This is a genomic window from Micromonospora sp. NPDC049645 (assembly GCF_040675155.1).
Classification (GTDB): domain Bacteria; phylum Actinomycetota; class Actinomycetes; order Mycobacteriales; family Micromonosporaceae; genus Micromonospora.
In genome coordinates this window covers 33934-60407 of record NZ_JBFAOI010000020.1, presented here as the reverse complement: position 1 = coordinate 60407, position 26474 = coordinate 33934, and the positions used below count along the sequence as shown (strand labels likewise).

Here is a 26474-nt window from a genome sequence, read left to right as displayed (position 1 = left end):
AAAGGTGGGATGCGAGATCAGCGCCTGTGCCGCCGGTGGCACAGCCACTGAAGAACAATGTCGTTCTTACTGAAGTTCACATGTCGTTCAACAGCGATCACCCGAACGCATACCCGTACGCACGTACTGATCACGTTCGCAGACCCGTACCTGCGCTGCGACCAGTGCCGGGCGTGGGTGCGCCGCTGGCACGACCCCGAGCGGTGCGGCCCGGATTGTGGCGCCGGGTGGCACCTCGACCCGTGCGGGCACCGGGCGGGCTCGACGAGTGCGTGCCCGTCGTGGGGCCCGGTCGACGGCTGCCGCTGCCCCGCCGGCGAGCACGACCGGCCGCCGGCCGACGTCGCCGGCGACCGCCGCGTGTAGGGGGCGCGCTGCGGCTGGCCACGCCGCTATCCTGGCAGCGACGGCGTGAGATCAACTCGCTACCGTCCACATAGGGGCAGGCAGTCTCGACGACGCACGGGGGCGCAGAGTCGGGGGGACGGGGGGCACCATGCCGCACCAGCACTCGCACACACGTTCGACGGGGGCGCCATGCCGCACCGTCGCGCGATCCTGATAGCCGGCGGTCGCCACCCGTTCGAGCAGTGGCCGCTACTCGCCTGCGTGGTCGTCGGGTCGGTGCTGATCCTCGCGCCGTCGCTGCGGCCGCCGTCGCTGGCGGGCACCATGCCCGGCGTGCTGCTGGTCTGCTGGCTACTGCTGCTCGCCGCCGGCGGGCTCGCCGGGCTGGTCGGCGGTCACTGGTCCGGCGACGTCGAGGCGGGGCTCTTGATCGAGGCGGCCGGCGTGCTGGCCGTCGGGTGCATGTGCACGCTGTACGTGCTCGGGCTCGCCGTGGCGAATCCGGCGACCGCGCTGACCGCCGGCGGGCTGCTCGCCGGGCTCGGCGCCGGCGCGCTGCACCGCTGCGGGCAGATCGTCGGCGAGCTGCGGCGCATCGCCCGGGCCGAGGTGCTCGGCGTCTCGGTCGAGGTGCCGCTGCTCGTCGACCCGGCGGCGCCCGGCGACGTCGACCAGGGCGACGGGCCCGAGCGCGGTGAGCCGTCGTGAGCGGCGGCGGGCCCGCGTGGCTGCAAGTCGCCGGGCTGCTGCTCACCCTGGTCGGCGCCGGCGGCGGGCTCGGCGCGTTGTTCCTGGTCCGGGTGAACCGGCGAAAGGTCAGCGTCGACGCCGACGAGGTATTCACCAGGGTCGCTATCACCCTGGTCGAGCCGCTCAACGAACGGTTGGCGGCCGCCGAGCAGGCGCTCTCGATCGAGCGGCAGCGCTCGGCCGAGCACCGGGCGGCCGCCGACCGCGAGATCGAGGCGCTACGGGCCCGCATTCGCGAGGCGCAGAACGAGGCCGACGAGGCGTACCGGGCGTCGTACCGGCTGCGGACCCTGGTGCAGCAGTGGCACCGCGCCATCATGTCGCCGCAGGCAACGCTCGATTGGCTGCGTGAGCTGGTCGGACCGACCGAACCGGCTGTGTAGAAACGGAAACGGGGGCAACATGACAACCATTGTCAATCCGCTCGACTCGGGGCGGCTGCTGTTCGGCCGTCACCCGTCGATGTGGCTGTCGACGCTCGCGGCCGTGCTCATGCTCGGGCCGGCGCTGCGGCTGTCGTGGCTGACCGGCGAGCAGGTCGCCGGCATCAACGTCGCCGTCGCGGCCGTCGTCGGCGCCGTGTGGGCGTGGCAGGTACGACCGATCGCGCCGGCAGTGTTCACCAACGTCGTAACGGCGCTCGCCGGGCTCGGGGCCGCGTACGGGCTCGACCTGCCGAGCGAGAGCGTCGGCGTCGTGCAGGCGATCATTGTGCAGGTGCTCGGGCTCATCACGTGGGGGCAGGTGTCGCCGGCCGGCGCCCGACGTGCGGTCGCGCCGCCGGCGCCGATGCCGGCGCTCGGTATTCAGCAGACGGTCGCGAGCGCGGTGCGGCCGCCCCGGTCCACGTTGGGCGGGGCGCACGAGCGGGCGGCCGGCGGGCCGAACCCGCCGCGTACGTACTGAATAGGCGAGCGGGGCGCGGCCGTGTGGCCGCGCCCCGCTCGCTGTGCTGGTCAGTACCCCCGGACGATCACCGGGCGGCCGGTGGTGCGGTTGCGTCGGACCGTGCGGGGCGCCTTGCGGGCGAGGCGGCGGGCCGAGCGGGCGTGCGCCGGGCCGGCGATCCAACCCGGGAAGAACCAGCCGTACCGCTCGCGGCTGGCGGGTGAGATGCACTCGCGCAGCTCGTCGCCGGCGATGAGTCGGAGCGTCGTGTTCCGCAGCTCGTGAAAGCGGGCCCGGGCGGCGGCGGCCGGCACGCGTACGCCGTGGCGGTTGGCGGTCTGCTCGCGCTCGCTGGTGTCGATCCGCTTGACGATCATCTCGGTTCCTTTCGTCCGCCCCGTCCCGCTTACAACTCAATCGTACACTATGGATGGTTGTTTCGTATACCCGGGTACACGATTTAGGGACGAACCGGCCGGCGGCCGCGAGTCGTACGTTCGTGCTAGTGGCGCGAACGCGCTGCACGCTAGCCTGTTGACCATGACGGGGGCGGCAACAACAGCGGTGCTCGCGGTATTGATCCTGTTTGGAGTCACGGCTCGGCTTACCCGACTGGTCACGGAGGACGAGATCGCGGCGCCGCTGCGCTCGGCCATCGGCGCTCGGATCATCCGAGCGCGGGGGCCCCGGTCGATGTGGATCGACTGGATTCGCTGCCCCTGGTGCGTCGGGCTCTGGCTGGCGTTCGCCGTCACGCTCGGCATGTGGGGCGCCGAGCGGCTGCTGCTCGACGGCCCGCTGCTGCCGCTGCCCGGCTGGCTATGGGTGCCCGGACTGGCACTGACGAACAACTATCTCGCCGCGCGCTGGCAGACGTAGCGCACGGCACCCGACGCCGAGCACGGGGGTACTCATGGCGTTACTCAACAGGCGGCGAACCGCACCACCACAGCCGGACCGAGCCAAGCCGCGCAGCATGGTCGCGGCCGCGACGATCGTGCAGCAGTCGACCCTACGGTCGGTCGCCTCACACAAGCCGTGGCAGGAACAGGCTTGGGAGTATTACGACAGCGTTGGTGAGCTGCACAGCGCGGTCGGGTGGCTCGGGCACGCGCTGTCGCGCTGCAAGCTGTACGTAGGCGAGCTGCCCGACGACGCCACGCAGGGCGACCCTAAACCGACCGCGAACAACCAGGCGCAGCAGCCGCTCGACGAGCTGTTCGGCGGGCCCGCCGGACACGCCGGCATGCTGTCGCGGCTGGCCGTGCACCTCTCGGTACCGGGCGAGTCGTTCGTGATCGCGCTCGACGTCGACACCCCCGACGACACGACCAGCACGCCGACGCCGACGCCGCTCGGCCTGGACGGGCAGCCGGTCGTCGACCCCGGCGTACGCCGCTGGCTCGTCGCCTCGACAGACGAGTTCGAGCAGGACAAGGGGTCCGGCCGCGTCACCGTGCAGCTACCCGACTCCGACCGAAAGGTCACAGTCGACGTCGACCGGTCGACCGTGCTGCGGCTATGGCGCCCCCACGCCCGCCGGGCATGGGACGCCGACAGCCCGAGCCGTGCCTGCCTCGACGCGCTGCGCGAGCTGGTCACCTGCTCCGCGCACATCAACGCGTCTCTTGAGTCGCGGCTCGCCGGCGCCGGCATGCTGGTCATGCCCGCGTCGGCGACCATTCCGACCAACGGGCAGGACGACGAGCCCGGCGACGAGCTGCACGACGACCCGCAGTACGCGAAGCTGATAGAGGCGATGGTCACGCCGATCGGCGACCGCGACAGCGCGTCGGCCGTCGTGCCGATCATGGTGCGCGTCGACGACACGAGCGCCGCGAAAATCCAATACATCACGTTCGCGACCCCCCTCGACGCGAACGTGCAGAAGCTGCGAGAGGCGGCGATCCGTCGGCTCGCGCTCGGGCTCGACGTGCCGCCCGAGGTGCTGCTCGGCATGACCGACGCGAACCATTGGACCGGCTGGCAGATCGAAGAGAGCGCGGTCAAGCTGTCCGTTGAGCCACTGCTCACCCTGATCGTCAACGCGCTGACCGATAACTACCTGCGGCCCGCGCTGCGGGCGCTCGGCGTCGGCGACGCCGAGCGGTACGTGATTTGGTACGACGTCTCCGAGCTGGTGCTGCGCCCGAACAGGTTCGAGCAGGCCGTCGCGCTGTGGCGGGAGGGCCTGCTCGGCGCGCAGGCCGTGCTCCGCGAGGGCGGATTCAGCGAGCAGGACGTGCCGACGTCCGCCGAGCGGGCCGAGGCGCTGCTCGTCAAGCTGGTCACAGCCGGCGTCGCGCCCGACGTCGCCCGCCCATACCTGCTCGCGCTCGGGCTGCCCGCGCCCGAGGCGACCGCGAATCCGGGCGACGCCCCCCAGCCCGAGCCGACTGAACGGCCCGCGATCGAGCCCGGCGACCAGCAACGCGACCCGCCGGCGACACCAGGTGACCCGGACAACCCGGCGCCCGCCGGTGACGCCGCGCTCGTCGCCGCCGGCGACGCCGGCGTGCTGCACGTCGCCGCGTTGGAACTCGCCGTGTTGCGGGCGCTCGAACTCGCCGGTAAGCGGCTGCTGTCCGGCGCCGGCCGGTCGCACCGGGGCAGCGTCACCGGCCCCGCGTGGAGCATCCACACCCGGATCCGGGCGGCCGAGGCCGACCTCGACCGGCTGCTCGACGGGGCATACGCGACCATGATCGAGTCGCCGGTGCTGCGCCGCGACCGGGCGCTCGTCGACGGGTATGTGCGGGCGCTGCTCGCCGCCGGCGTCGACCACAAACCCGCGTACCTGGTCGCCGCGCTACAACAGCGCGGGGACGTCGACCAGGCGCAGGCGCAGCACCTCGCCGGCCGGGTGGCGTCGTATGCCGCTGCCTAGCTGGTACGAACCGGGCGACCCGCACGCCGGCCGGCGCATGCGTCAGCTCATGGCGCTCGGCGCCGGCGAGCAGCAGGTACGCGCCGGCGCCGACGCGGCGATCGCCGAGTTCCTCGCGCTGGCACGCGCCGGCGTGCTCGGCTCGCCGACCCCCGGGGCGCTCACGGCGGCCGCCGGCGACGACGAGCCCCCGGATCTCGGCGGGTGGCCAACGATCGAGCAGTGGGCGGCGATCCTGCGCCGGTCGGTGCTGCCGCCGATCTCGCTGCTGTTCGGCGAGATGTTCTACGCCGAGGCGCGACGCGCGGCGATCGCCGTGACCGGGTACGTGTCTGAGTACATGCAGACCGTGTTCGACCGGTTGGTGATCTGGCCGGTCGACGCGTTCGACGACGTGCGCGCCGAGCTGCAAGAGGGGCTGACCACGGGCGACGACACCCGGCAGCTACGCGAGCGCATCGGCCGGGTGCTCGGCATCGACGCCCCATCGCGCAAGCTGCAAGCGCAGATTGGCGAACTCAATCGGACGATCGCTGATCCGGACACGCCGCCGCAGGTGCGCCGCGAGGCGAGGGCCCGCCGCGCCGCCCTGTACCGGCGGCAGGACGACGAGGATCGGCTGTGGCAGTGGAAAGCCGCGCGGATCGCCCGGACCGAGGCGCTCGGCGCGATGAACGGCGGCACGTACCTCGGTGCTCTGGCGTACGCCGAGGCGTCCGGCGAGACGCGGTTCAAGCAGTGGTGGGGCACGTCCGACAACCGCATTCGGTCGTCGCATTGGGCTGTGCACATGGCGGTCGAGCCGCTCGCCGAGCCGTTCACGGTCGGCGGTTTCAGTCTCACGCGACCAGGTGACCCGACCGGCCCCGGGCACGAGGTGATCAACTGCCGATGCACCCTGTTGATCTTGAACGCGGACGAGGCCGCCCGCGAGCGCGAGCGCTACGCCCGCGACCGTCCGAACAGGACAGACATCAGGGGCCGCGAGATGGACGACGACGGGCAGCCGATCGGCGAGCCCGAGGTGCACCAGGGGTACACGCCCCTGAATCTGACAGCCGCAGGCGATGGGAGTGACCAGGTGACACAGCCAACGGATCAAGGGCCGCCGGCGCTGCCGGTCGGCTGGCGCGGCCGGCTCGCCCCGTTCGACGTGCTCTCGGGCGACCGGCGGATCATCGCCACGCCCCCCGGCGAGCTGCGCGTGCGGCCGCTCCCGATCGCGTTCAAATGGCAGGAAAGCGCGTTGTGGGGGCACGACGGCGCGGTCGTCGTCGGCGCGATCACGAAAGCGTGGGTCGAGGGCGGCGAGCTGTGGGGCTCGGGCCCGTTCGACCTCGCCGAGCCCGAGGGCGACGGCACCCGAGCCGCGCGCAGACTGGCCGACGGGTTCGCCGGCACCGTGTCGGTTGACCTCGACGACGTAACCGGCGAGTACCGGGTGATCGACCCCGACGGCAAGCTGATCGACCCGGCCGACGTCGAGGCGCTGCTCGTGCCCGACCCGATGGACCCCGACTGGATGACGCTGCCCGAGGGGTACAGCGAGGCTGAGGTCGCGCTCGACTGGCGTCTCATGTCGACGACCCTGGTCGCCGACCCGGCGTTCGCAGAGGCGCGGGTGTTCCCCGTGTACGACGCGGCTGAGATCGTGTCGGCGGCCGAGCTGGTGCGCGAGCGCGAGGCCGAGGCGACCGGCGTCGACGTCGGCGAGCCCGTCGACCAGGCGCCCGACGTCGCGCTCGTCGCGGCCGCCGCGCCGCTCGCCGCCCCGCACGCGTGGTTCGCCGACCCGCAGTTCACCGGGCCGACGCCGATGACCGTGACCGACGACGGCCGCGTGTTCGGGCACGCCGGCGTGTTCGACACCTGTCACATTGGGTTTCAGGGCCGATGCGTACCCGCCCCGCGCGGGGCCGACTACAGCCGGTTTCACCTCAAGGCGTACCGCACGGCCGACGCCGGTGACATCGCCGTCGGTCCGCTGGTGATGGGCACCGACCACGCGAGCACCTCCACGTCGACTACAGCCGCTATGGCCATGGCGCACTACGCCAACAACGGCAAGTGCGCCGCGTACGTGCGCGCCGGTGAGGATGAGTTCGGCGTGTGGGTCGCCGGCGTGCTCGATCCCGGGCTGACCGAGGTCGAGCAGGTGCGAGCGCGGGCGATGACGCTCTCGGGTGACTGGCGGCAGATGGACGGCCGTATCGCGTTCATCGCCGCACTCGCGGTCAACGTGCCCGGGTTCGCCGTGCCACGCAAGACCACCGGCGGCGACGGGCAGCTCGTCGCCCTGGTCGCCGCCGGCGCGCTGCAACCCAACCGGGCAGCCGGCCGGCGGGTACGCCGCGCGGCCGCCGGCGGGCCCGAGGTGCGAGTCGTCGTACCCGACGCCCGCGCGTTCGCCCGCGAGGTGGTCGACGCGATGGAAGACGAGCGCCGCGACCGCGCCGCAGCGGCGCAGCTCGCGAACAGGGTGTACGCGGGCAGCGTCGCGCAGCTCGCGAACCGAGTGAACAGGGGGCGATGACATGGGATGCGGGTGCGGGGGCAGCAAGTCGAGCAGCTCGACGGCGGCCGCGCAGCAGGACAGCACGGCCGGCGCCGGCGCCGGCGCGTACGTGTGGCGGGCGACATACACCAACGGCGACACGCAGGATTTCTACAGCGAGCCCGAGGTGCTCGCCGCGCTCGCGCACCAGGGCGGCGGGTTCCGCGTCGTGCCCCGGGGCAGCTAGGCTCGCAGACGCCAGGTAGGGGCAGACGCCCGGCGGGGCGCTCGTGGAAAAGTTGACCCGCCCGCGTTGATCTTGTTGCGACACGGCGCCACCCGTTCGGCTGATCTCGCCGGGCGGGTGGTCTCGTGTGTACCCTGATCAGCAATCGCGACCCGTCGAGGTCGCATAGCTCCGCTGGCGTGTGGGCCGGGGGCACGACGTTCACTCGTGCTCACCAGGGATGGCCAGCGATGAACCTGCTCGACCTGCTGCGGCAGCTCGCCGCCGAATCGACCAACGCCGCCGGCAGCGCCGAGCGGATCGCCGAGCTGCGTGCCCGGATCGTCGAGGCGCGTACCGCCGACGGCGCCGACCCGCTCGACCTCACCGCGCTCGACGCCGCCGCGATGGAGGCGTTCGAGGCGCTGCGCGGCGAGCCCGTGACCGCCGAGACGCTCGCCGGCATGGGCGCGCTCGCCGACATCTGCGACGCTACGCGCGAGCTGGCGGCCGCCGACCAGGCCGAGGCAGCCGACCAGCAGGCAGCGGCCGACGCGCTCGCGGCCCGCATCTCGGGCGGCAGCGACGACGACACCGCCGGCGAGGGCGAGGGCGAGGGCGAGGTCGACCAGGCCGCCGGCGGCCCGCCGGCCGACGACTCGGCGCCGGCCGGCGATGCCCCGTCACCGGCCGGCGCCGACCAGGGTGAGCCCGCGCTCGTCGCCGGCGGCGCCCGTCAGCCCGCCCGTCGGGTGCCGCTGTCCGCGCTGCCCAACCAGCAGCGGCGCACCAACCAGCAGCGGCGGCACCAGTGGCGCGCGGCCGCCGACATTCACGGCGTACCGGCCGGGTCGCAGTACCGCGACGCTGACGCCGTGGTGCGGGCGGCGCTGGCCCGCCTCGGTGCGTTCGGCCGTACCGGTGCCGGCGGCACCATGACCGCCGGTGTCGCCATGATCGACCGGGGGGGCATCGACCCGGCGTTCACGATCAACGACGTCGACGTGACGATCGAGATGCTCGACCGGCTCACCGACGAGTCGCGGCTGCCCAATGGCAGCCTGGTCGCGGCCGGTGGCTGGTGCGCGCCGTCGGAAATCCTGTACGACCTGCTGCCCGGCTCGGACCCGAGCGCCGGCATGGTCGACCTGCCGACGATCACGACCCGCCGGGGCGGCGTGCGCTGGCCGGCGACTCCGACGTTCGCCTCGCTGTACGCGTCGGCCGATACGACGTTCCGGCAGACCGAGGCCGTCGTCATCGCCGGCGCGACTCCTAAGCCGTGCTACGAGATCGGCTGCACCACGTTCGGCGAGATCCGGCTCGACGTCACCGGCGTGTGCGTGAAGTCGCCGATCTTGACCGAGCGCGGGTATCCCGAGCTGGTCAAGGCCGTGCTCGCCGAGATCATGAGCGTGCACGCCCACAAGGTCAACCAGACGAAGATCGCCGACATGGTGACCGCTGGCGTCGCGAACACGATCAGCGAGTCGGACCCGCTGACCGCCGGGTACACGCCGTCGCTGCTCATGGCGATCGAGTTGCAGGTCGAGTACCTGCGGTACCGGCACCGGTGGACGCCTTCGGTAACGCTGGAGGCCGTGTTGCCGTTGTGGGCGCGCGGCACCGTCCGGTCGGACCTCGCGGCCCGCAACGGGCAGCCGGTCGACGCGGTGACGAACGCGCAGGTTGACGCGCACCTGCGGGCGCGGGGCGTCAGCCCGCAGTGGGTGTACGACTGGCAAGACAGCTTCGCGACCGGCAACGTCGCGCACTTCGGCGGCACTACCCCGCCGAAGAAGTTCCCCGACACCGTGTCGATCTTGATTTACCGGGCCGGCACGTACTTTGCCGCGCAGAACGACTTGATCACCGTCGACGGTCTGTACGACTCGCAACTGTTGTCGCAGAACATGCACCTCGCGCTGTTCACCGAGGAAGGCATCAAGATCGGTAAGCGGGACTGGCCGGCGATCGTCCTGACTGTGCCCGTCTGCCCGTCCGGCGTCACCGGTGGGCAGGTCGTCGTCGACTGCACTCCCGCCTGATCCAGGCCCCTTGACGGGGGCGGCCCGCACCACGGGGGCGGGCCGCCCCTCCACACCAGACACACGAGGGGGCGAGGATGGCAGCACTACCGCGCGAGCTGGTCACCGCGCCGACGGTCGAGTCGGCGCGGTACGGGCTGTTCAGCGTGGCCACGATCATCACCGACAGCGGCAACGGTGAGCGTTGGGAACAGGGCGGCGTCGAGTTCTCGTCGGTGCAGTGCGCGCAGGGGACCGTATGGGCGTACGGCTGCGGCCCCGCGTACGTGGTGACCCTGACGAAGACCGCGACCGCGAATCAATGGGCGGTCACCTACACGCCGTCGGCGGGCACGTACGAGGTGCGGATCAACGGCGGCGGGTGGGCCGTCATCGCGAACGCCGCGACGATCTTGACGCCGAACGCGTCGAACACGGTCGAGGTGCGCGAGCAGGCAGGACTCGGCCGCCGGGTGTCGCTGACCGCCGTACCGAACGCGCCCGCGAACGGCACGACGATCAGCGGCAGCTCGGTCACGCAGGCGTACAACGACCCGAAGACCGGCGACGGGAAGTCATGGCAGCAGGCCGACCCGTTCGGCGTGCTCGCCGGCGTCTCGTGCAAGTCGGTCGGCACGCTCGACGTCGACGACGAGCCGCGCGCCCGGGCCGCGCTGGCGGCCGCCGAGCAGCGGCTCGTCGAGCAGGTGTTCGAGCGCTCGGGTACGCCCCGGCTCGCCGCCGGCGGCGGCGTCGTCACCCCGGGCGGGTCGACCGCGCTGCGGATCAAGCGGGCTGTCGGCGTGTTAGAGCAGTACCTCGGCGCCGAGTACGGCGGCGTCGGCGCGCTGCACATGCCCCGGCTGCTGGGGCCGTACGCGCCGGTCAGCAAAGAGGGGGCGCTGCTGCGCACCGCGCTCGGCACGCCGGTCGCGTTCGGGTCCGGGTACACCGGCGTCAGCCCGGCCGGCGCCGACGCGGCCACCGGTACCGCGTGGATCTACGCCACGGGTGCCGTCCAGGTGCGCCGCTCGCAGGTGTGGGTGCCCGCGCAGGGCGCCGAGACGCTCGACCGCAGCACGAACGACGTGCTGCTGATCGCCGAGCGGTCGTACATGGTGTCGATCGACTGCGTGCCCGTCGCGGCCGCGCTGGTCGATCTCAACGGAGAGGACGCGGCGTAATGCCCGAGATCATCCTGCCCCGCGACGGCGACGTGCAGGCCGCCGCCCGCGAGCTGCTCGACCTCGCCGGCGACGCCGGCATGGTCGAGGTCCGCACCGGCCGCAGCGGGCCGGCGTTCGAGGTCGACGACGCCACGTACGACGCGTGGTCGACGCGGCACAAGGGCGACGCGACCGACGAGCAGCTCGCCGCCAACGACCAACCCGGCGGCGACGACACCGAGGTCACCGGCGACGGCGAGGTGCCGGCGGCCGCGATCAACGCGGACCCGACCGACGTCGACCTCGACCCCACGATCGACAGCGACGACGAGGTGCCCGAGGTGGCGCGCAACGTGGCGCCGCCGCAGAACGGCGAGGCGGCCGACGAGCCCGACCCCGACGCCGAGGCCGACGACGACCAGGCCGAGCAGGCGCCGCGTAAGCGGACGGCCCGTAAGGCGACCAGCTCGACCCGCAGCCGCAGCGGCTCGGGTAACTGACCAGGGGGGCCCGCAGTGGCGACTCGCAAGTTCACCGCGTTTCACGGTCGGCGCATGCGTGCGACCCGGGTCGACTCGTGCGGCCGCCCGATCTACGGCACCGGCGCGCAGGTCGTCACGTCCGGTTTCATCTCGGTCGAGATGTCCGGCGAGGTGCGCGAGGGCGACGACATCGAACTCGTCAACGCCGCCGGCGAGTTGTGCCTGTCGGAGAAGGGTGCCGACCAGCTCAAATGGTTGACGGTCGGTAGCAACTTCTGCGAGGTCGACCCGGACTTGATGACGTTGTTCAATCCGACGTTTTCCAAGATCCTCGACTACGCGGGCAACGTGGTCGGTTTCGCCGAGTCGGACACGCAGGATCTCGCGCAGGGCGTCGCGCTCGAAATCTGGGCGGACGTGTCCGGCGCCGACCTGTGCGACGACCCGAACGCCGAGCAGTCGTTCGCCTATTTCTTGATTCCGTGGGTGGTGGGCGGCACGGTCGGCGACTGGACGATCGAGAATGCCGGTCTGACGACCACTGTGAACAGCCGCACCCGGCGTAACAGCAAGTGGGGCGTCGGGCCGTACGACGTGATGCTCAACGGGCCGGTACTGACGCCCGGGCCCGGGCCGATGCTGCTGCCCGTTGGCCCGCGCGAGCACCGGCGCGTGTTCGTCACGACCGTGCCGCCGCCCGAGGTGAGCGAGGGCGCGCAACCGCTGTCCAACCCGGACGGTCCCGAGTTCACGGCGATCGAGGGCGCGACGCCGTTGACGACCAGCGTGACGACCGCCGAGACGGGCTGCTCGGTCAACTGGGGCGACGGGTCCGCGCCGGCGGCGCTGACCGCCGCGACGCCGCTGTCGCACGCGTACGCGGCTGCCGGCACGTACCACGTCGCCGTGTACAAGACCGCGACGCCGGCGCTGGTGACCGTCGAGACGACTGAGGTTCCCTGGCCGTAACCGAGCCGATTACCGGATTGCCGTTACTGGTAATCCGGTAATCGCCGGGCGGGTTTCGGGGCGCACGACGAGGGGGCAGCATGGCGAACCGGTTGTACGAGCAGGGGCGCGAGGCGTTCGCGCGTGGTCAGATCGATTGGGTCGGCGCGACCGTGCGGGCCCTGCTGGTCGACCTCGCCGACTACACGCCCAACACGGCCGTCGGCGGCGACGACAACCTCGACGACATACCGGCCGGCGCCCGGGTGGCCACGTCCGCGCCGCTGACCGGGAAGACCGCGACCGGCGGCGTGTGCGACGCCGCCGACGTCACGTTCACGTCGGTGAGCGGCGACGTCGCGGAGGCGATCGTGTTGTTCGTCGATTCGGGCACGCCGTCGACATCGCGGCTGATCGCGATCATCGACACCGCGACCGGGCTGCCTGTGACGCCGGACGGCAACAACATCGCCGTCACGTGGGACAACGGGGCAAACCGGATCTTCCGGTTGTAGGACTGGCGCCGTATGGTCGCGCTACTCAACACGTTCGAGGGCGGCACCGCCGGCGCGGCGATCACGCCGGCGAACTCCGGTGGCGCGAGCGGCAACCCGTTCGACCTGGTGACCGTTCCCGCCGGCGGCACCGCCGCGTACTCGGCGAACGCGTACCGGGGTGCGCTCGCCGGCGAGTTCGCCACCGGGGCGACCGCGAGCCCCGTGTTCGCCGAGTATCGGGCGCTGCTTGGTGTCTCGTCGACGGGCAGTCTGTTCGGGCGCGTCAGGGCCCGGCTCGACACGCTGCCGGCCGACGCGACGGGCGTGCGGGTCGCCGTCATCACCGACTCGACGGGCGCTTTCCTGTGCGACGTGCGGCTCACCAACGCCGGGAAAGTGCAGCTACGTAACGGCACTAGCGTCGCGCTGTACACCTCGGCGGCGACGATCGCGGCCGACCAGGGATTCGACGCCGGGTTCGGGATCGTCAACTTTCACGGCTCAACGGGTGTGCTGCGGTTCGAGCTGTACGACGCCGCCGGCGTCGCGGTCGAGTCGTACACCTCGCCTGCGACGCAGAACACGCTCGGCGCCGGCGGGTTGAACCGTGCGCAGGTCGGCATGATCCGGTCGATCGCGAATCAGCGGGTATGGATCGATGATGCCGCGTGGGACACCGCCGGTATTCCGGTGCTGCCGCTGGTGACGCCGCCGCCGACCGTCGGCGTCGGGCCCTGGTCCGGGGCGATGACCGACGCCGGGTTCGCCGTCGGCTACCAGCTCGCCAACGCGACCGGGCTGCCCGTGCGCCTGGTCGCCTCGACCGACTCGGGGCTCGGCGTCTCGCCGGTCTACTCGGCCAGCGTCACGCCGAACTCGCGCGGCCTGGTGCACCTGGTCGTCGCCGGGCTCGACCCCGACACCGTTTACCACTACGGCGTCGAGGTCGACGGCGTGCTGCTCGCCGGCGGTCGGGGGCAGGCCCGGACCGACCCGCCGCTCGGGTCGCGGGCGTCGTTCAGCCTGGCGTACGGGTCGTGTCAGTGGGACATGCCGACGGCCGTGACGTTCGCCGCGATCGCCTCGTACGACGGTGGGTACGGGCGGGTCCGCCGGTTGCAGCACCTCGGCGATTTCGACTACGCCAACAACGACGGCACGGCGACCGTGCCCGGCATCGTCGCCCGGCACCTCGCCTCGATCGGGTCCGCGTCGATGGCCGGCTGCCTGGCGCTGCTGCCAATCTGTCGGGTAGTCGACAATCACGATTGGTGCGGCACCGACTCGCACCGCACCTCGCCGGGCGGCGCCGCCGTGGCGGCCGCGCACCGCGAGGTGTTCCCCGGGTACGCGCTGCCGGCCGCCGATGGCGTCGGCATGTGGCACTCGTACGTCATTGGCCGCGTGCGTGTGATCGCGCTCGACACGCGCACGCAGCGCGACCCGCGCACCGACCCGAACGTGCCCGGCAAGACGCTGCTCGGCGCCGATCAGCTCGCCTGGCTTAAAGCCCGGCTACTCGACCCGGAACCGGTCAAGATCATCATGTCGCCGATTTACTGGCGGCTCGACTCGCTGACCGGCGACCGGTGGGGCAGCTACCCCGACGAGTGGGGCGAGGTGCGCGCGTACATTCTCGCGCTACCGCCCCGGCTGCGGCGCCTGGTCGTCGGATTCGGTGACCGGCACGCGCTCGCCGGCGACATCGGCGACGGCACCTCGGGGCACCAGACGTACCTACCGCAGGGCGGCGGCGCCCCGTTCCAGCAGGGCAGCACCCCGTCGTCGGAAACCTGGTCCGCCGGCTACTACGACGGCGGCGGCGCCGTCACGTTGCAGGCGTTCGGCGTGTTCGACGTCGCCGACGCCGGCGACACGATCACCGTGACCTATCGCGGCATCACGGCCGCCGACGGCGTGCAGCGACTCGTGATGCCGGTGACGTTCGACCTGACGCAGGACATCGGGCCCGCCGGCGCGATCGCCTCGGGCGAGGCGATCGGCACGCCGGCGATCGCGGTCGGCGCGGCCGCCGCGATCGCCGGCGCAGGTGGCATAGACGCGCCGGCGCCGGCGTTTGGTGGTCCGGTGGTCGCTGTCGCCGCAGCTCACCAGGTCGGCGGCGCCGGGCAGATTGCCAGCGGTGAGGCGTTCGGTAGTCCACTGGTCGACGTCGACCAGGCGCACGCGGTCGCGCCGGCGGGCATCGCCTCGGGCGAGGCGATCGGAACGCCGGCTGTAGAGGCCGTGGGCGTGCAGACAGTACGACCCGAGGCGATCACGTCGGGCGAGGCGTTCGGGGCGGCGAGCGTCGCTCTCGGGGCGGCGCAACAGGTGTACGCGTCGGGCATGCCGACCGGCGAGGCATTCGGTACGGCGACGATCACGACGACGGGGGATGACGTGGCAGCGTGCGAGCCGTGGCCGGTGGATACCACCTGCCTACCGCCGGGGTGGAGCGCGGACCCGGCGCAGTGGACCGACAAACAAAAGGCGGCCCGCGATATCGCACAGGGCATCCTCGCTCCCCTCGCCGTACGCGCGTACGGGTTGTGCGCCCGGCTCGTGCGGCCGTGCTCGGTGCGCTGCGCGAGCGCCGCCGGGTACCAGCTCGCCGGCCGGCAGTGGTTCGTGCCCGCGCTCGTCGGCGGCCGCGTCGTCAACGGCTGCGGCTGTGTGGCGTCGCGGTGCGGGTGCGGGCCGCTGTCCGAGGTGCTGCTGCCCGGGCCCGTGTACGACGTGCTGTCGGTCAAGGTCGACGGGTTGATCGTGCCGCCGACGGCGTACCGCGTCGACGACGGACTGCGGCTGGTCCGCACCGACGGCGTGCCGTGGCCGACGTGGCAGGATCTCGCCGCGCCGCCCGAGCAACTCGGTACGTTCGCCGTCGAGTACCGGCGCGGCGTGCCGCTGCCGGCTGCCGGGCGCCGCGCGCTGACCGCGTACACGGTCGAGATCCACAAGGGCATGTGCGGCGATCCGGCGTGCCGACTGCCTGCCCGCGTCACGAACATCACGCGCGAGGGCACGACCTACTCGCTGCTCGACGACCCGAACGTGATGCTTGACCAGGGTCGCACCGGCGTACCCGAGGTCGACGCGTGGCTCGCGTCGGTCAACCCGTACAAGATCAAATCCGAGATGCGGGTGTGGTCGCCGGACATGGCCACCCCCCGCCGCACCCGGGGGACGCTGTGACCGCGCCGATCGCCGACAGCCTCACCTACCCGACCGCGAGCGCTCTGCGTGACTGTCTGCGCGAGCAGCTCGCGCTCACGCTGCACGGCCCGATCGCCCGGGCCGCCGTCCGGTGGGGCGCCGTCGGCAGCGGACTCGATGGCTGCGACTGCGAGGAACGCGACGACGCCGGCGGCATTATCGGCCGGGGCGCCGCGTGGGTACGCGTCGCCGGTGTCGCGCCGGCGCCCCTCGACGGGCGGGCCCGCTCGGTCGGTCCGATCAGGGCGACCGTTTGCCGGCCGCCGTGGCTGGTGACGTACGAACTCGGCGTGAGCCGCTGCTACCCGCTGACCGACAGCGGCGCCCCGCTGTCGGCGGTCGATCAGGACATCGCCGCGCAGCGCATGCTCTCCGACCAGGCAGCGGTACTGCGCGCGGTGAGCTGCTGCGCGTACCTCGACAAGCACTCGGGCGTCGAGCTGGTGCGCGTCGACCCGACCGGCCCGGCCGGCGGCTGCGCTGGCGTGACCGCGACGATCCGCGTGCTGCAACCCCGGGGCTGACATCGTGTCGAGGGCCGCCCCGCCGTACCGGTCGCGCTGCTGCTGGACGTGCGGCCGGCTGCTGCCGTTCTGGTGCGACCCGCAGCACGGCGCGTGTCTCGGCCGCTGGTCGACCAGGGCGCGGCGGCCGCGCCGCGCCGCGTCCGGCCGCCGTGGTCCGGGCCGGTAGCCGTGTCGACGTTCCGGATCAATCAGGCTGTGGTCGACGAGCTGCTACGCGGCCGCTCGGGGCCCGTCGTGCGGCACGTAGAGGACATCTGCAACGCCGTCCGTAACGAGGCTGTGCGCAACGTGCAGCGCGACACGGGGGCGCTCGCCGCATCGCTGGAATCCACAGTGAATGTGCATGGGCGCCTGGTCGTCGGGCGGGTCGGGTCGTCGCTGCACTACGCCCGATATATCCATGACGGCACCGGCATCTACGGGCCGAAACAGCGGCCGATCGTGCCGGTCACCGCGAAGGCGCTGCGGTTCAAGCCAGGCCGCATGATCGGCCCGCTGCCGGCCGGGAAGCGGGGCACGAGCCCGGAGGATCGCGGCGACTGGATTTTCGCCCGCAGCGTCAAGGGCGTCCCGCCGCACCCGTTTCTCGTCGAGGCGTTCGAGCGGGCGTGTCCGTACCCGATCCGCATCGCCGGCCGCTGACCGGTCAAGAAATGCCGACCCATGTTGGGGGGCAACCCGCGCGGCCGCACTTACAGCCGTACAACCGCCGGCGGCCGTGCCGTACCGCGTTCGGCACGGCCGCCGGCGGCTCGCGGGCCCGGCCTATGGGCGGGCCCGAGCGGAGTCCGTCGCATGGATTTACCCGGGCCCACCACCACCGGTCACGGGTGGTGAACCGGCGACCACAGTATACGGATTCACGGGGCCCGGACACACGACACCCCGCCGGCTATGGCTGCGCCGGCGGGGCGATGTGCGCTGAGAGCTGAGTGCGTACTAGGTGTCGAGGCCGCTCAACATGAACGGTTGCCCGGCACGGTACCGGGCCGGTCGCGGCGCTCGCGACCCCGCGCCGGCCGCTACCCTCGCAGCAGGAACCATGACGGGGGGAACCGACATGAGCGCAACCGCAGTAGTCGAGACGGACACCAGCGGCCAGCCGGCCGAGCCCGAGGTCGAGGGGGACACCGCGCGTCGGATCGTGGCGCCGACGCTCGGCGCCGGCGAGCGCCGCCGCGAGGTGCCCGTACAGATCGGCGAGTACGAGTATTCGGCGCGCTGCCCAAAGCTGGTGATCTGGACGGACATGGCGCAGCTCGTCGAGGATCGGGTCGAGGGCAACCGGGCGGCCCGGCGCAAGGCTGGTGCCGAGCCCGGCATAACGGTCGACCGGGTGCGCCTCACGTCGGCGCTGTCGCACTTCATCGCCGGGTGTTTGTCGCCGAACGACTGGACGCACGTGCAGGGGCAGCTCGAAGACAGCGACAACGACGTCGACCTGCCTGATCTGTGGGCGGCCGGTATGGCGCTCGTGATCGAGTTCTACCCCGACGCGAAAGCGATGATGGACGCGATGGGCATGAAGACACCGAAGGCGCTCGGCAAGCTCGTCGACCAGGGCGCCGCGCCGGCCGCCGGCGGGCGGCCCGCGCGCAAGGTCGCCGGCAAGAAAGCGGCCGGCAAGGCGCGATGACGGCGCCGGCGATGGCGGCCGTCGGCGAGCTATGGGCCGGCGGCCCGGTCGTGCTCCCGGCCGAGGTCGCCGTCGACGGGCGTACGTACCGGCTGCGGGCCCGGTCGACGGTCGAGCTGCTCGACGTGCTCGCCCGGGGCGACTGGCCGCAGCTCGTACCGAACGGGTTGATCGAGCGCGACCGGATGCGGCTCGCGCGGCGGCTGTATCACCCGTACGACCCGCTCGACCTCGCGCACTGCTGGGCGCTGTCGACCGCGATCGCCGGGCGCCTCGCCGGCGTCGACGTCGACGAGGGTCACGACCCGTGCGCCGCCTGGTGGCCAGCGACCCGCCTCGCCTCGCACGCGCGGACACACTGGCTGTCGTTCGAGGGATGGGCGGCGACGAAAGGCTGCGGCGACCTGCTCGCCGGGCCGCTGCACCGGCTGATCGCCGTGGCGTGGCAGTTCGCGATCGAGCACCGGCCGAGCGAGGGCGCCGGCGACAAAGCCAAGCCGATCAGTGTCGAGGCGCTGCGGGAACGTATGTGGCTGCCGCCGACCGAGCACCGGCGGCAGGTCATGCGGTTCACGGCGAGCAAAGAGCGCGAGGCGGCGCTCGCGGCGCTGCGTGACGTCCTGCCGACGTGATCGCCCCGACCGGCGGCCGCATCGCGTAGCGGTCGACGGGCCCGGGATCGGTTGATGTCCGGTCGGGGCGTAAGCGAATGTTACTCACCGGTGAGCGCGGGCCGCGCAGGTCGTGGCCTGCTGGTACCGTCCATGGTGGTACTGGGCGGCGTCACGGCCACGCCCTGTTCCTCCCCTGTGATGCGGCCCCGGGCTCTCGGCCCGGGGCCGCACCCGTATCGGCGGCTCGGTTGATCGTCGCCGGGCGGGCGGCCCCGTACCCTGATCGTTAGCGTCGCTGGCGTGCGGGCCGGGCGTGACTACGGACGCCCGGGGGGCACCGTGTCACAGCCGCTCGCCGACACCGCGATCGAGATTACCGCCGACGGCGACCCGTTCGAGCGTGATCTCGACCAGCTCGCGAAACGCACCAAACGGCGCAAGATCGTTCAGCCGGTCGAGGCTGACACGCGGTCGATGCTGCGCGAGATCGAGCGGGCGCTCGGCGGGCTGCGCGGCGAGGTCGACCTCGACCCGAACACGCGCGAGCTGGTCGCGCAGCTCGACGCGGCGCTGTCCAACGTGCGCGGCGACGTCAACCTCGACCCGGACGTCGGGCGGCTGGTGCGTGAGGTCGACGCGGCGCTCGCCGGTATGAAATACGACCTACCGATCGAGCCGAAAATCGGCCCGCTGCGCGACGAGAGCGGCCGGTTCCGGCGAGCCGGTGAGGACGCCGGCGATCAGTTCGGCGGCGGGTTCGACCGGATATTCGGCAAGCGGTTCGCCGACGCGATCCGCCGGGCCGGCAGTGGGATCGGCAAGGTAGCCGGCCCGTTCGTCAAGGCGTTCGGCGGGGCGACCGCCGCCGGGCTCGCCCTGGTCGGCGTGCTCAATCAGGTCGCAGCGGTCGCGGCCGCGCTGGCACCGGTGGCGGGCGCCGGGCTCGCCGTGCTGCCCGGGCTGGTGCTGGCGTGGGCGTCGGCGCTCGCGGTCGTCAAAGTCTCGCTGATCGGTGTTGGTGACGCGCTGTCGGCGGCCGCCGCCGGCGACGCCGACAAGTTCAATGAGGCGATCAAGGGGCTCGCGCCGGCGGCGCGTGAGTTCGCGATCGCCTCGCGCGACGCGTTCGAGGCGCTGCGCCCCTTGCAGCAGTCCATGCAAGACACGTTCTTTTCCGGGCTCGCCCCGCAGGTAACCAACCTCGGCAAGGCGGTCGCCGGTCTGGGCGACGACGCGCAGTCGGTGTCGCTCGGGTTCGGTCGCGCCGCCGGCGAGGTGCTCAAGTTCGCGAGCAGCTCGACCGCGATGAACGCCGTACGGTCAGCGCTGGCGGGCGTGCGCGATTTCCTGTGGCAACTGCTGCCCGCTATTCAGCCGCTACTCGCCGGGTTCGCGTCGTTGGCGGGGCAAGCAGGGCAGTTCGGCGACTCGCTCGGCGGCAGCGTCGCCGCCGCGCTCACCACGTTCGGCGAGTTCCTTCAGGGCGTCAACCTCGAAGCGCTGTTCGCGGCCGCGCTGCCGACCTTGCAGACACTCGGGCAGCTTCTCAGCAACGTCGGCGGCATCGCGTCGGCGGTGTTCGCCGCCGCCGGCGCGAGCGGTGCCGGGCTGCTCGGTGTGCTGGCTGACCTCACGGGGACGCTCGGCGCGTTCCTACGTACGGCCGAGGGGGCGGCGGCGCTCGAATCGCTGTTCGCGGCCGTCGGGCAGATCGGGTCGGCGCTCGGCGGCGCGTTCGGTGCGGTGCTGCCGCAGCTCGCCGCCGGTATCGCCGCGCTCGCCCCGGCGATCGGGCCGCTCGCGCAGGTGCTCGCCGCCGTGATCGGCGCCGTCGCGCCGCTGCTGCCGGTTGTCGGGCAGCTCGCCGCCGTGCTCGGCGGGGCGCTGACGTCGGCGATCGGTCCGCTCGTGCCGTTGATCTCGTCGCTCGCGACGCTGCTGTCGGGTAGCCTCGGCGCGCTCGCTCCGCTGCTGGCCGACCTCGGCGGCACGATCGGGGCGATTCTCGCGCCGGCGGCCGGGCTGCTGGCCGAGCTGTTCACGCAGCTCGCCCCCGTGATCGCCGAACTCGGCGCCACTATGGGCGGGCTGTTGCGGCCGCTGCTGGCCGTGCTCGGGCCGCTGTTCGGGCGGCTCGTCGAGGCGCTGTTGCCGTTGATACCGGCGCTGTTGTCGGTGCTGCCGCCGGTCGTCGAGATCGTCGTCGCGCTGCTGCCGTTGATCGAGCTGCTCGCCGCGCTGCTCACCGTGGCCGTGCAGATCGCCGCCCCGATCCTCAAACTCGCCGCGACCCTGATCGCGCTACTCGCCGCGAAGGCCGTCGCGCCCCTGATCGAGTGGATCGCGCAGGCGCTCGCGGCCGTGCTCGCGCCGCTCACCGGCGTCGCCGAGTGGCTCGGCCGGCTCGGGCCGATGTTGTCGGCGATCGACTGGGCCGGCGTCGGGGCGGCGATCGGGGGCGCGTTCGCCGCCGCGTGGCAGGCCGTGCTCGCGTTCTTCAACGGGATCGGTCTGTGGTTCGCCGCGCTACCCGGGCGGATTGGTGCGTTCCTGGCGTCGCTGCCGGGGCTGATCGCCGGGTCGTTCCGCATGGCGTTCGACGCGGCGCTCATGGCCGTCGGCGTCGGTATCGGGCTCGTGATCTTCACGATTACAGCATTGCCCGGGATGATCTTGGATGCGCTCGGCAATCTGGCGTCGATGCTCGGCGGGCTGATCGCTCGATCATGGAAGACCGCGCTGAACAACACGATCACCGGCGGAACGCTGATCATCAATTACGCGATCGGTCTGCCGGGGCGGATCGGTGCGGCGCTGTCGCGGCTCGGCTCGATTGTCGGCAACCTGTTCAAGTCGGCGCTGTCGACCGCGCGCAACGCCGTCACGTCCGGGCTCGCGGCCGTGTTCAAGCTGTTCAACGACGCCCCCGGCAAGATCATCGGATACGGCGCGCGGTTCCTCTCGGCCGGGTCGAGCATCGTGCGCAAACTCGTCGACGGGCTGAAAAAGGTGCCGTCACTCGGTTCGATCGCCTCGGCGATCTCCGGGGCGATCACCCGGCAACTCAACAACATCATCGGGCGTATCAATAGCGGCATCGCAGCCGTGGACGACAAGCTGCCCGTGTCGCTGCCCCGAATCCCGATGCTCGCTCGCGGCGCCATTGTGGACAAGCCAACGCTCGCGCTTATTGGTGAAGAGGCACGCGAGGTCGTGATACCGCTGACGCGACCGGCCCGGGCGCGGCAGCTCGCCGCCGAGTCGGGGCTCGACCGCATCTTGACCGGCGGCGCCGGCCGGTCGCCGATCACGGTCGGACTGCGGGTGTACCTCGGCGACCGGGAGATCACCGATATCGTCCGGTTCGAGGTCGACCGGCAGCTCGACGACACCGCAGCGCAACTCGACGCCGGCGTGCGAACGTTCTGATCCGGGGGGAATGAACGTGGTCTATTTCTCAGCCGAGGTACTGCCGAGCATCGGCGCCGTGCGCCTGGTGCTCGACGTACGCGGGTGGACACTGCACGCGACGCAGGTCCAGGTGCGCCGGTACCTGGTCGACCCCGAGTTCGACCGCGACGACGATTTCACCCTGCTACGCAGCTCACCGCACACCGTCGAGGGCGACCCGTACGCCGAGCTGTTCGAGCAACCAAACGAGGTGATCCACGGCGACGTACGTGTCTGGTACGACACCGAGGCGCCTCTCGACCGGCCGGTCTGGTACCGGGCCGAGATGATCGGCGGCGACGCGCCGTACGTCGACGCGACCGCCGCCGTCGTGCTGCTACACAGCACATTCGAGCAGGATCTCGCCGGGTGGTACGCGTGGCCAACGGGGAGCACCGCGCACGAGACGGCGGCGCCGCTTTTCGGCGCCGGGTCGCTGCGCGTCACCGCGCCCGGCGCTGTCGCGCTGGTCAACGCGTCGGCGCCGCTGATCACGACGGGTATCGTGCCCGGGCATCATTACCTGTACGAGACGTGGCTGCGGGCACTGTCCGCGCCGTCCGAGCTGCAAGTCGTGATCGACTGGCAGACCGCCGCCGGCGTGTTCATCTCGACGACCGGATTCACGCTCGACCTGATCGCGCCGGTCGGGTCGACGATCTATCGCGGCTCGCGCAGCATCGCGCCCGCCGGCGCGGCGCAGGCGTTGGTACGCATGCGATGGTCGGGCACCCCGGCGGCCGGCAACGCGATGTTGTTCGACGAGGTGCGGCTGCTCGACGTCGGCACGGGCGCGATCAATCAGGGCACCCCCGTCGTCGTGCCGTCCGCCGGCGGCGGCTGGCTACGCGACCCCCTCGCCCCCTCCCGCGATGTGCGGCTGTCACTGCTGCCCGGCGACGAGTGCGCCATCGACGACCTGCCGTCAGGCGTGATCTTCGCGTCGTACGCGCCCGAGTCCCGCGCCGGCGCGTCAGCTCGGTACGACGTTGTTGAGCAGGCGCTACCCACCGTCGCCCGCAGTGTGCGCAAGGCACCGACCTCGACGCTCACACTCGCCTCGCTCACGTTCGCCGACCGCGACCGAGTTGACGAGCTGCTCGCGACCGGCCGGTTGCTGCTGTTACAGGTGCCACCCGAGTACGGCATCGCCGACCGGTACCTCGACGTCGGCGACGCGGTGACGGCGCCGCTGGTGCCCGACCTTCGTACGCAGTACCGGGTGCACGACCTGCCGCACGCGGTGACCCTGCCGCCGTCGGGGCCCGGCGAGGCACCACCGGGGTACCGGTGGGCCGACGCGTGCGACCGCTACACGACGTGGAATCAGGTCGACGCCGCCAACATCACGGGCGTCGACGTCCTGCTCGGCGCGCTGTCCACCCCTGCGAGCGCGCAATGATCGAGCCCGGATCGAGCCTCCAGTACCGGGCGCTGTACCGGGGCCCGCACGAGCCGATCGTGCGGGTCGAGGTATGGGACGACGAGCAGCACCTCGCGACGCTGCCCCGGATTCTGGGAGGCGAGGTGAAAGCCGCGCTGACGTCGCAGGTGACCCGGCGCGGCTCGATCAGCGTGGATCGTGACTGGTACCCCGCCGACGAGCACGGGCTGCTCGCCCCGTACGGCAACAGGTTGCGCATCTATCGAGGTATCCGCGCCGGCGACGGCCGCGAGTTCTGGTTCCCCGTGTTCACCGGGCTGATTAGCGACGTGAGCCGTAAGCCGCGCAGCCCGTGCGTTGTCGAGTTCGAGGATCGCGCCGCCGAGGTCGCCGACGCCGGATTCGACACCCCGGAGGAATCGCGGGCCGGTCAGCGGGTCGTCGACGAGATCGCCCGGTTGATCCGCGAGGGCGTGCCTCGCGCCGAGTTCGGCCAGCACGACCCGATCGCCGTGTACACGGCGTCTCAGGTGTGGGACGACGACCGGGGGCAGGCGTGCGACGACCTCGCCAACGCCGGCGGCGCGTTCTGGTACGCGCTGGCCGACGGCCGTTACGTCGTTCGCCGGGTGCCGTGGACCTGGCACCCGAGCCCGTCGCCGAGCGGCGGCGTCGAACCGGTGGCCACGTTCGGCGATCGGGACAGCGGCGCCGGCATGGTGCCCGACGGTGTGATTGAGGACGTGACCGAGCGCATGTCGCGCCGGACCCTGTACAACTCGGTGAGGGCGACGGCCGACCAGCCCGACGGCGCCGAGCCCCTCAACGAAGTCGTGCGCGACGTCGACCCGAGCAGCCCGACCTACTTCGGGGGGAAGTTCGGGAGGCGCACACTCGACGTCGCCGTGCCGTCCGGCAGTACGGCCGCCGTGGTGCGCTCGGCGGCCGCGACGTTCCTACGGCGATCGCGGGCGAGCGCGGAACCGCTCACCTGGGAAATGATGCCCGACCCCTCACTCGAACTCGGCGACGTGCTCGGCTTATGGACCGACCGGGTGTTGCGGGCCGTCGTGCTCTCCGACTTCACGCTGCCGCTGGCGGGGCAAGGACGCATGTCGTGCACCGGCCGCCCCCTGGTGCTCCCGTCCGGAAGGATCGCCCATGTCGAGTAGCAGACTGGCGGGCAGCGTGACGCGGCGCGTGCCGCCGGCGGCCGCGATCCGCACCGGCACAGTCGTCGAGCTGCTGCCGCCGTCGCTCGACGAGTCCGACCGGGTGACCGGCTGGCAGGTGCGCCTCGACGTCGGCGGCGGGCAGGTACTCAACGCCGGCGTCGCCGGTGGGTACGAGCCGTACCCCGGCGATCAGGTCGCCGTGATCGCGTATCTCGGTCGGCTGTTCGTCATCGACCGGGTGACCGCCGGCGGCGACGCGGCCGCGTCGCCGCCCGGGCGGCTGGTGCGCGCCGCGTCGGCACCAGCCGGTACGTACGCGAGCGCCACCGGGGCAACCGAGGTCGACGCGGCCGCGCTGTCGTCGCAGCTCGCCGACGTCGAGCTGCGCGACGGCGGGGCGTACGAGGTGCTGCTGCGTACCGGCTACACGACGTCGGCCGCGTCTTCGTACGTACACCTGCGGCTGCGTCAGGACACGGTTACGACGGGCACCGACCTCGGCGAGTGGTTCCGGCAGCCGGTCACCGTGGCCGGTCTCACGTACGGCATGTACGGGCGGCTGGTCATCGCCAACCGCACCGGCTACACGCTGCCCGTCGACCTGCTGATCGTGCTCGCGGCGCCGGCGGGCGTTACCGCCTCGCTCACGTCACTCGCCGCGTCGCCGGCGTACGTCGAGATCAACCGACTCGGCCATGCCAGCCGCTACCCGCACGCCGTCAGCGTCACCGCACCGCCGGTCATTTAGGGAGATCCACATGGGACTGACAGACCCGCCATGGCAGTTCGGGTATCCCGACGGCACCGACCGGCCGTGTGACGGCGCCGCCGCGATCGCTTCGCTCGCCGATCGGCTAGACCTCCACCTGACCAGCTGGCAGGCCGACTACGAGCGGCTACGCCGGCGGCCGGCGGCGTACGTGTCGTACGACTCGACACTGCCGTACACGATCAATAAGGCCGCGCTCGACACCGCGCAATTCAACACTGTGCAGCTCGACACGGCCGGCATGGTCGACCTTAATAAACGACCGGACCGTATCTATTTCCCGGAGTCGCCCCGGCCGGCGCTGTACGCCGTCGGCGGCACACTCATCGGGCGGGCCCCGACTTACCCGCAGTGGGTCGATATTCGCATCGCGACTAATTGCAAGTTCAGTTATGACGTGGGCGATCCTAATCCTCGGGGTTTCACCGAGCGTGAGGAGAATTGGGATAGGGGCGACCCGACCGGCGAGGTGTTTAGCGTCGGTGGCCTGATCCTCGCTTATCAAAGCATCGACTCGGGCAGCGATTTGTATATGTGGCTTGAAATCGCTTCGAGCATTGAGTTCGCCGTGACGGCCGCGAACATGTGGGCGTTCTGGCTGACCGACGCGATTGTGACGTGAGAGGCAGCTTGTGACCAGATTAACCGAAACGCAAGGATTGGTCGCGCCGACACGGTTCGACGCGGCGGCGCTGGCTCTCGACCTGCGGCGGCTGGCCATCGCCGGCGACGCCCTGTTTGACCAGTTATCAAACTGGTCGGACTTCACGACGTGGCAATGGGGGTCGGGCGACGTCGGCAGCCAAGTCATCGTTCGGAATCTACAAACCGGCACCTTTGGGCCGTTCACCACCTTCTCCGAGCGGATCGTGCAGTGGTCTGACACACAGTTCAATAACACTGCGATACCGCAACCCACCCCCGGCGACCTGGTGCTGCCCGACCAGGATGAGAACCGGTTCTGGTGGTGGGTCGGTGGGGCGTACG

At 71.7% G+C, this 26474-nt stretch carries 24 protein-coding genes; 23 read left to right on the top strand and 1 reads right to left on the bottom strand.

From position 1 onward, the window contains the following. Positions 1 to 537 precede the first annotated feature (537 nt). Genes AB0J33_RS28955 through AB0J33_RS28945 form a run of 3 tightly spaced genes read left to right on the top strand, consistent with a single transcriptional unit; the run spans position 538 to position 2004 of the window. On the top strand, positions 538 to 1056 hold the full coding sequence (locus AB0J33_RS28955) for a hypothetical protein (RefSeq protein WP_363617906.1): 519 nt from the start codon (positions 538 to 540) through the stop codon (positions 1054 to 1056). Next, positions 1053 to 1481 carry a hypothetical protein gene (locus tag AB0J33_RS28950; RefSeq protein WP_363617904.1) on the top strand — a complete coding sequence of 143 codons (429 nt, stop codon included), beginning with the start codon at positions 1053 to 1055 and terminating at the stop codon, positions 1479 to 1481. The genes AB0J33_RS28955 and AB0J33_RS28950 overlap by 4 nt, the downstream gene beginning before the upstream one ends. A gap of 19 nt (positions 1482 to 1500) precedes the next feature. Beyond that, a complete protein-coding gene (locus AB0J33_RS28945; RefSeq protein WP_363617902.1) occupies positions 1501 to 2004 on the top strand; it encodes a hypothetical protein in 504 nt (167 codons plus the stop codon). A gap of 50 nt (positions 2005 to 2054) precedes the next feature. Here AB0J33_RS28945 and AB0J33_RS28940 read toward each other — a convergent pair whose 3' ends face one another. Beyond that, on the bottom strand, positions 2055 to 2363 hold the full coding sequence (locus tag AB0J33_RS28940) for a hypothetical protein (RefSeq protein WP_363617900.1): 309 nt from the start codon (positions 2361 to 2363) through the stop codon (positions 2055 to 2057). Positions 2364 to 2526: 163 nt separating this feature from the next. Between AB0J33_RS28940 and AB0J33_RS28935 the strand changes: the two genes are divergently transcribed. The 20 genes from AB0J33_RS28935 to AB0J33_RS28840 all read left to right on the top strand — a co-directional run. Then, positions 2527 to 2865, top strand: coding sequence for a hypothetical protein (locus tag AB0J33_RS28935; RefSeq protein WP_363617898.1), 339 nt, complete (start codon positions 2527 to 2529; stop codon positions 2863 to 2865). A gap of 97 nt (positions 2866 to 2962) precedes the next feature. Then, positions 2963 to 4873, top strand: coding sequence for a hypothetical protein (locus tag AB0J33_RS28930; RefSeq protein ID WP_363617896.1), 1911 nt, complete (start codon positions 2963 to 2965; stop codon positions 4871 to 4873). Further along, the gene (locus tag AB0J33_RS28925; protein WP_363617895.1) at positions 4860 to 7406 is read left to right on the top strand and encodes a phage minor head protein; all 2547 of its coding nucleotides are present in this window, start codon (positions 4860 to 4862) and stop codon (positions 7404 to 7406) included. The genes AB0J33_RS28930 and AB0J33_RS28925 overlap by 14 nt, the downstream gene beginning before the upstream one ends. A gap of 1 nt (position 7407) precedes the next feature. Then, a complete protein-coding gene (locus AB0J33_RS28920; protein ID WP_363617893.1) occupies positions 7408 to 7614 on the top strand; it encodes a hypothetical protein in 207 nt (68 codons plus the stop codon). A gap of 230 nt (positions 7615 to 7844) precedes the next feature. Continuing rightward, positions 7845 to 9641, top strand: a complete 1797-nt coding sequence (locus AB0J33_RS28915) for a major capsid protein (RefSeq protein WP_363617891.1) — start codon at positions 7845 to 7847, stop codon at positions 9639 to 9641. A gap of 77 nt (positions 9642 to 9718) precedes the next feature. Then, entirely contained in the window at positions 9719 to 10804 is a 1086-nt protein-coding gene (locus AB0J33_RS28910; RefSeq protein WP_363617889.1) for a hypothetical protein, read from the top strand. Beyond that, complete coding sequence (locus tag AB0J33_RS28905) at positions 10804 to 11286, top strand: hypothetical protein (RefSeq protein ID WP_363617887.1); 483 nt, start codon at positions 10804 to 10806, stop codon at positions 11284 to 11286. The genes AB0J33_RS28910 and AB0J33_RS28905 overlap by 1 nt, the downstream gene beginning before the upstream one ends. A gap of 141 nt (positions 11287 to 11427) precedes the next feature. Further along, the gene (locus AB0J33_RS28900; RefSeq protein WP_363617885.1) at positions 11428 to 12237 is read left to right on the top strand and encodes a hypothetical protein; all 810 of its coding nucleotides are present in this window, start codon (positions 11428 to 11430) and stop codon (positions 12235 to 12237) included. Between the two features lie 80 nt (positions 12238 to 12317). Next, positions 12318 to 12731: a hypothetical protein gene (locus AB0J33_RS28895; RefSeq protein WP_363617883.1), complete on the top strand. Its 414-nt coding sequence runs from the start codon at positions 12318 to 12320 to the stop codon at positions 12729 to 12731. 12 nt (positions 12732 to 12743) lie between these two features. Further along, the gene (locus tag AB0J33_RS28890; protein WP_363617882.1) at positions 12744 to 15911 is read left to right on the top strand and encodes a hypothetical protein; all 3168 of its coding nucleotides are present in this window, start codon (positions 12744 to 12746) and stop codon (positions 15909 to 15911) included. Beyond that, a complete protein-coding gene (locus AB0J33_RS28885; protein ID WP_363617880.1) occupies positions 15908 to 16456 on the top strand; it encodes a hypothetical protein in 549 nt (182 codons plus the stop codon). The genes AB0J33_RS28890 and AB0J33_RS28885 overlap by 4 nt, the downstream gene beginning before the upstream one ends. 93 nt (positions 16457 to 16549) lie before the next feature. Beyond that, positions 16550 to 17101 carry an HK97 gp10 family phage protein gene (locus AB0J33_RS28880; RefSeq protein ID WP_363617878.1) on the top strand — a complete coding sequence of 184 codons (552 nt, stop codon included), beginning with the start codon at positions 16550 to 16552 and terminating at the stop codon, positions 17099 to 17101. Positions 17102 to 17519: 418 nt separating this feature from the next. Continuing rightward, on the top strand, positions 17520 to 18095 hold the full coding sequence (locus AB0J33_RS28875) for a hypothetical protein (RefSeq protein WP_363617876.1): 576 nt from the start codon (positions 17520 to 17522) through the stop codon (positions 18093 to 18095). After that, entirely contained in the window at positions 18092 to 18727 is a 636-nt protein-coding gene (locus AB0J33_RS28870) for a hypothetical protein (protein WP_363617874.1), read from the top strand. Before AB0J33_RS28875 ends, AB0J33_RS28870 begins: the two co-directional genes overlap by 4 nt. 321 nt (positions 18728 to 19048) lie before the next feature. After that, the gene (locus AB0J33_RS28865) at positions 19049 to 22138 is read left to right on the top strand and encodes a hypothetical protein (protein ID WP_363617872.1); all 3090 of its coding nucleotides are present in this window, start codon (positions 19049 to 19051) and stop codon (positions 22136 to 22138) included. A 16-nt stretch (positions 22139 to 22154) separates the two neighbouring features. After that, complete coding sequence (locus AB0J33_RS28860; protein ID WP_363617870.1) at positions 22155 to 23561, top strand: hypothetical protein; 1407 nt, start codon at positions 22155 to 22157, stop codon at positions 23559 to 23561. Further along, positions 23558 to 24715 carry a DUF5047 domain-containing protein gene (locus AB0J33_RS28855; protein ID WP_363617868.1) on the top strand — a complete coding sequence of 386 codons (1158 nt, stop codon included), beginning with the start codon at positions 23558 to 23560 and terminating at the stop codon, positions 24713 to 24715. The genes AB0J33_RS28860 and AB0J33_RS28855 overlap by 4 nt, the downstream gene beginning before the upstream one ends. Next, entirely contained in the window at positions 24705 to 25466 is a 762-nt protein-coding gene (locus AB0J33_RS28850; protein WP_363617866.1) for a hypothetical protein, read from the top strand. The genes AB0J33_RS28855 and AB0J33_RS28850 overlap by 11 nt, the downstream gene beginning before the upstream one ends. A 10-nt stretch (positions 25467 to 25476) precedes the next feature. Then, positions 25477 to 26109, top strand: a complete 633-nt coding sequence (locus AB0J33_RS28845) for a hypothetical protein (protein WP_363617864.1) — start codon at positions 25477 to 25479, stop codon at positions 26107 to 26109. Positions 26110 to 26119: 10 nt separating this feature from the next. Beyond that, positions 26120 to 26474: hypothetical protein (locus tag AB0J33_RS28840; protein ID WP_363617862.1), on the top strand; the 355-nt coding region annotated here is incomplete at its 3' end.

What these genes read in the sequence shown, in the direction of transcription:
- AB0J33_RS28955 (WP_363617906.1), top strand. Translation starts at nt 538, where the DNA reads ATGCCGCACCGTCGCGCGATCCTGATAGCCGGCGGTCGCCACCCGTTC.
- AB0J33_RS28945 (WP_363617902.1), top strand. Translation starts at nt 1,501, where the DNA reads ATGACAACCATTGTCAATCCGCTCGACTCGGGGCGGCTGCTGTTCGGC.
- AB0J33_RS28940 (WP_363617900.1), bottom strand. Translation starts at nt 2,363, where the DNA reads ATGATCGTCAAGCGGATCGACACCAGCGAGCGCGAGCAGACCGCCAAC.
- AB0J33_RS28935 (WP_363617898.1), top strand. Translation starts at nt 2,527, where the DNA reads ATGACGGGGGCGGCAACAACAGCGGTGCTCGCGGTATTGATCCTGTTT.
- AB0J33_RS28930 (WP_363617896.1), top strand. Translation starts at nt 2,963, where the DNA reads ATGGTCGCGGCCGCGACGATCGTGCAGCAGTCGACCCTACGGTCGGTC.
- AB0J33_RS28925 (WP_363617895.1), top strand. Translation starts at nt 4,860, where the DNA reads ATGCCGCTGCCTAGCTGGTACGAACCGGGCGACCCGCACGCCGGCCGG.
- AB0J33_RS28920 (WP_363617893.1), top strand. Translation starts at nt 7,408, where the DNA reads ATGGGATGCGGGTGCGGGGGCAGCAAGTCGAGCAGCTCGACGGCGGCC.
- AB0J33_RS28915 (WP_363617891.1), top strand. Translation starts at nt 7,845, where the DNA reads ATGAACCTGCTCGACCTGCTGCGGCAGCTCGCCGCCGAATCGACCAAC.
- AB0J33_RS28910 (WP_363617889.1), top strand. Translation starts at nt 9,719, where the DNA reads ATGGCAGCACTACCGCGCGAGCTGGTCACCGCGCCGACGGTCGAGTCG.
- AB0J33_RS28905 (WP_363617887.1), top strand. Translation starts at nt 10,804, where the DNA reads ATGCCCGAGATCATCCTGCCCCGCGACGGCGACGTGCAGGCCGCCGCC.
- AB0J33_RS28900 (WP_363617885.1), top strand. Translation starts at nt 11,428, where the DNA reads ATGTCCGGCGAGGTGCGCGAGGGCGACGACATCGAACTCGTCAACGCC.
- AB0J33_RS28895 (WP_363617883.1), top strand. Translation starts at nt 12,318, where the DNA reads ATGGCGAACCGGTTGTACGAGCAGGGGCGCGAGGCGTTCGCGCGTGGT.
- AB0J33_RS28890 (WP_363617882.1), top strand. Translation starts at nt 12,744, where the DNA reads ATGGTCGCGCTACTCAACACGTTCGAGGGCGGCACCGCCGGCGCGGCG.
- AB0J33_RS28875 (WP_363617876.1), top strand. Translation starts at nt 17,520, where the DNA reads ATGAGCGCAACCGCAGTAGTCGAGACGGACACCAGCGGCCAGCCGGCC.
- AB0J33_RS28870 (WP_363617874.1), top strand. Translation starts at nt 18,092, where the DNA reads ATGACGGCGCCGGCGATGGCGGCCGTCGGCGAGCTATGGGCCGGCGGC.
- AB0J33_RS28855 (WP_363617868.1), top strand. Translation starts at nt 23,558, where the DNA reads ATGATCGAGCCCGGATCGAGCCTCCAGTACCGGGCGCTGTACCGGGGC.
- AB0J33_RS28850 (WP_363617866.1), top strand. Translation starts at nt 24,705, where the DNA reads ATGTCGAGTAGCAGACTGGCGGGCAGCGTGACGCGGCGCGTGCCGCCG.
- AB0J33_RS28845 (WP_363617864.1), top strand. Translation starts at nt 25,477, where the DNA reads ATGGGACTGACAGACCCGCCATGGCAGTTCGGGTATCCCGACGGCACC.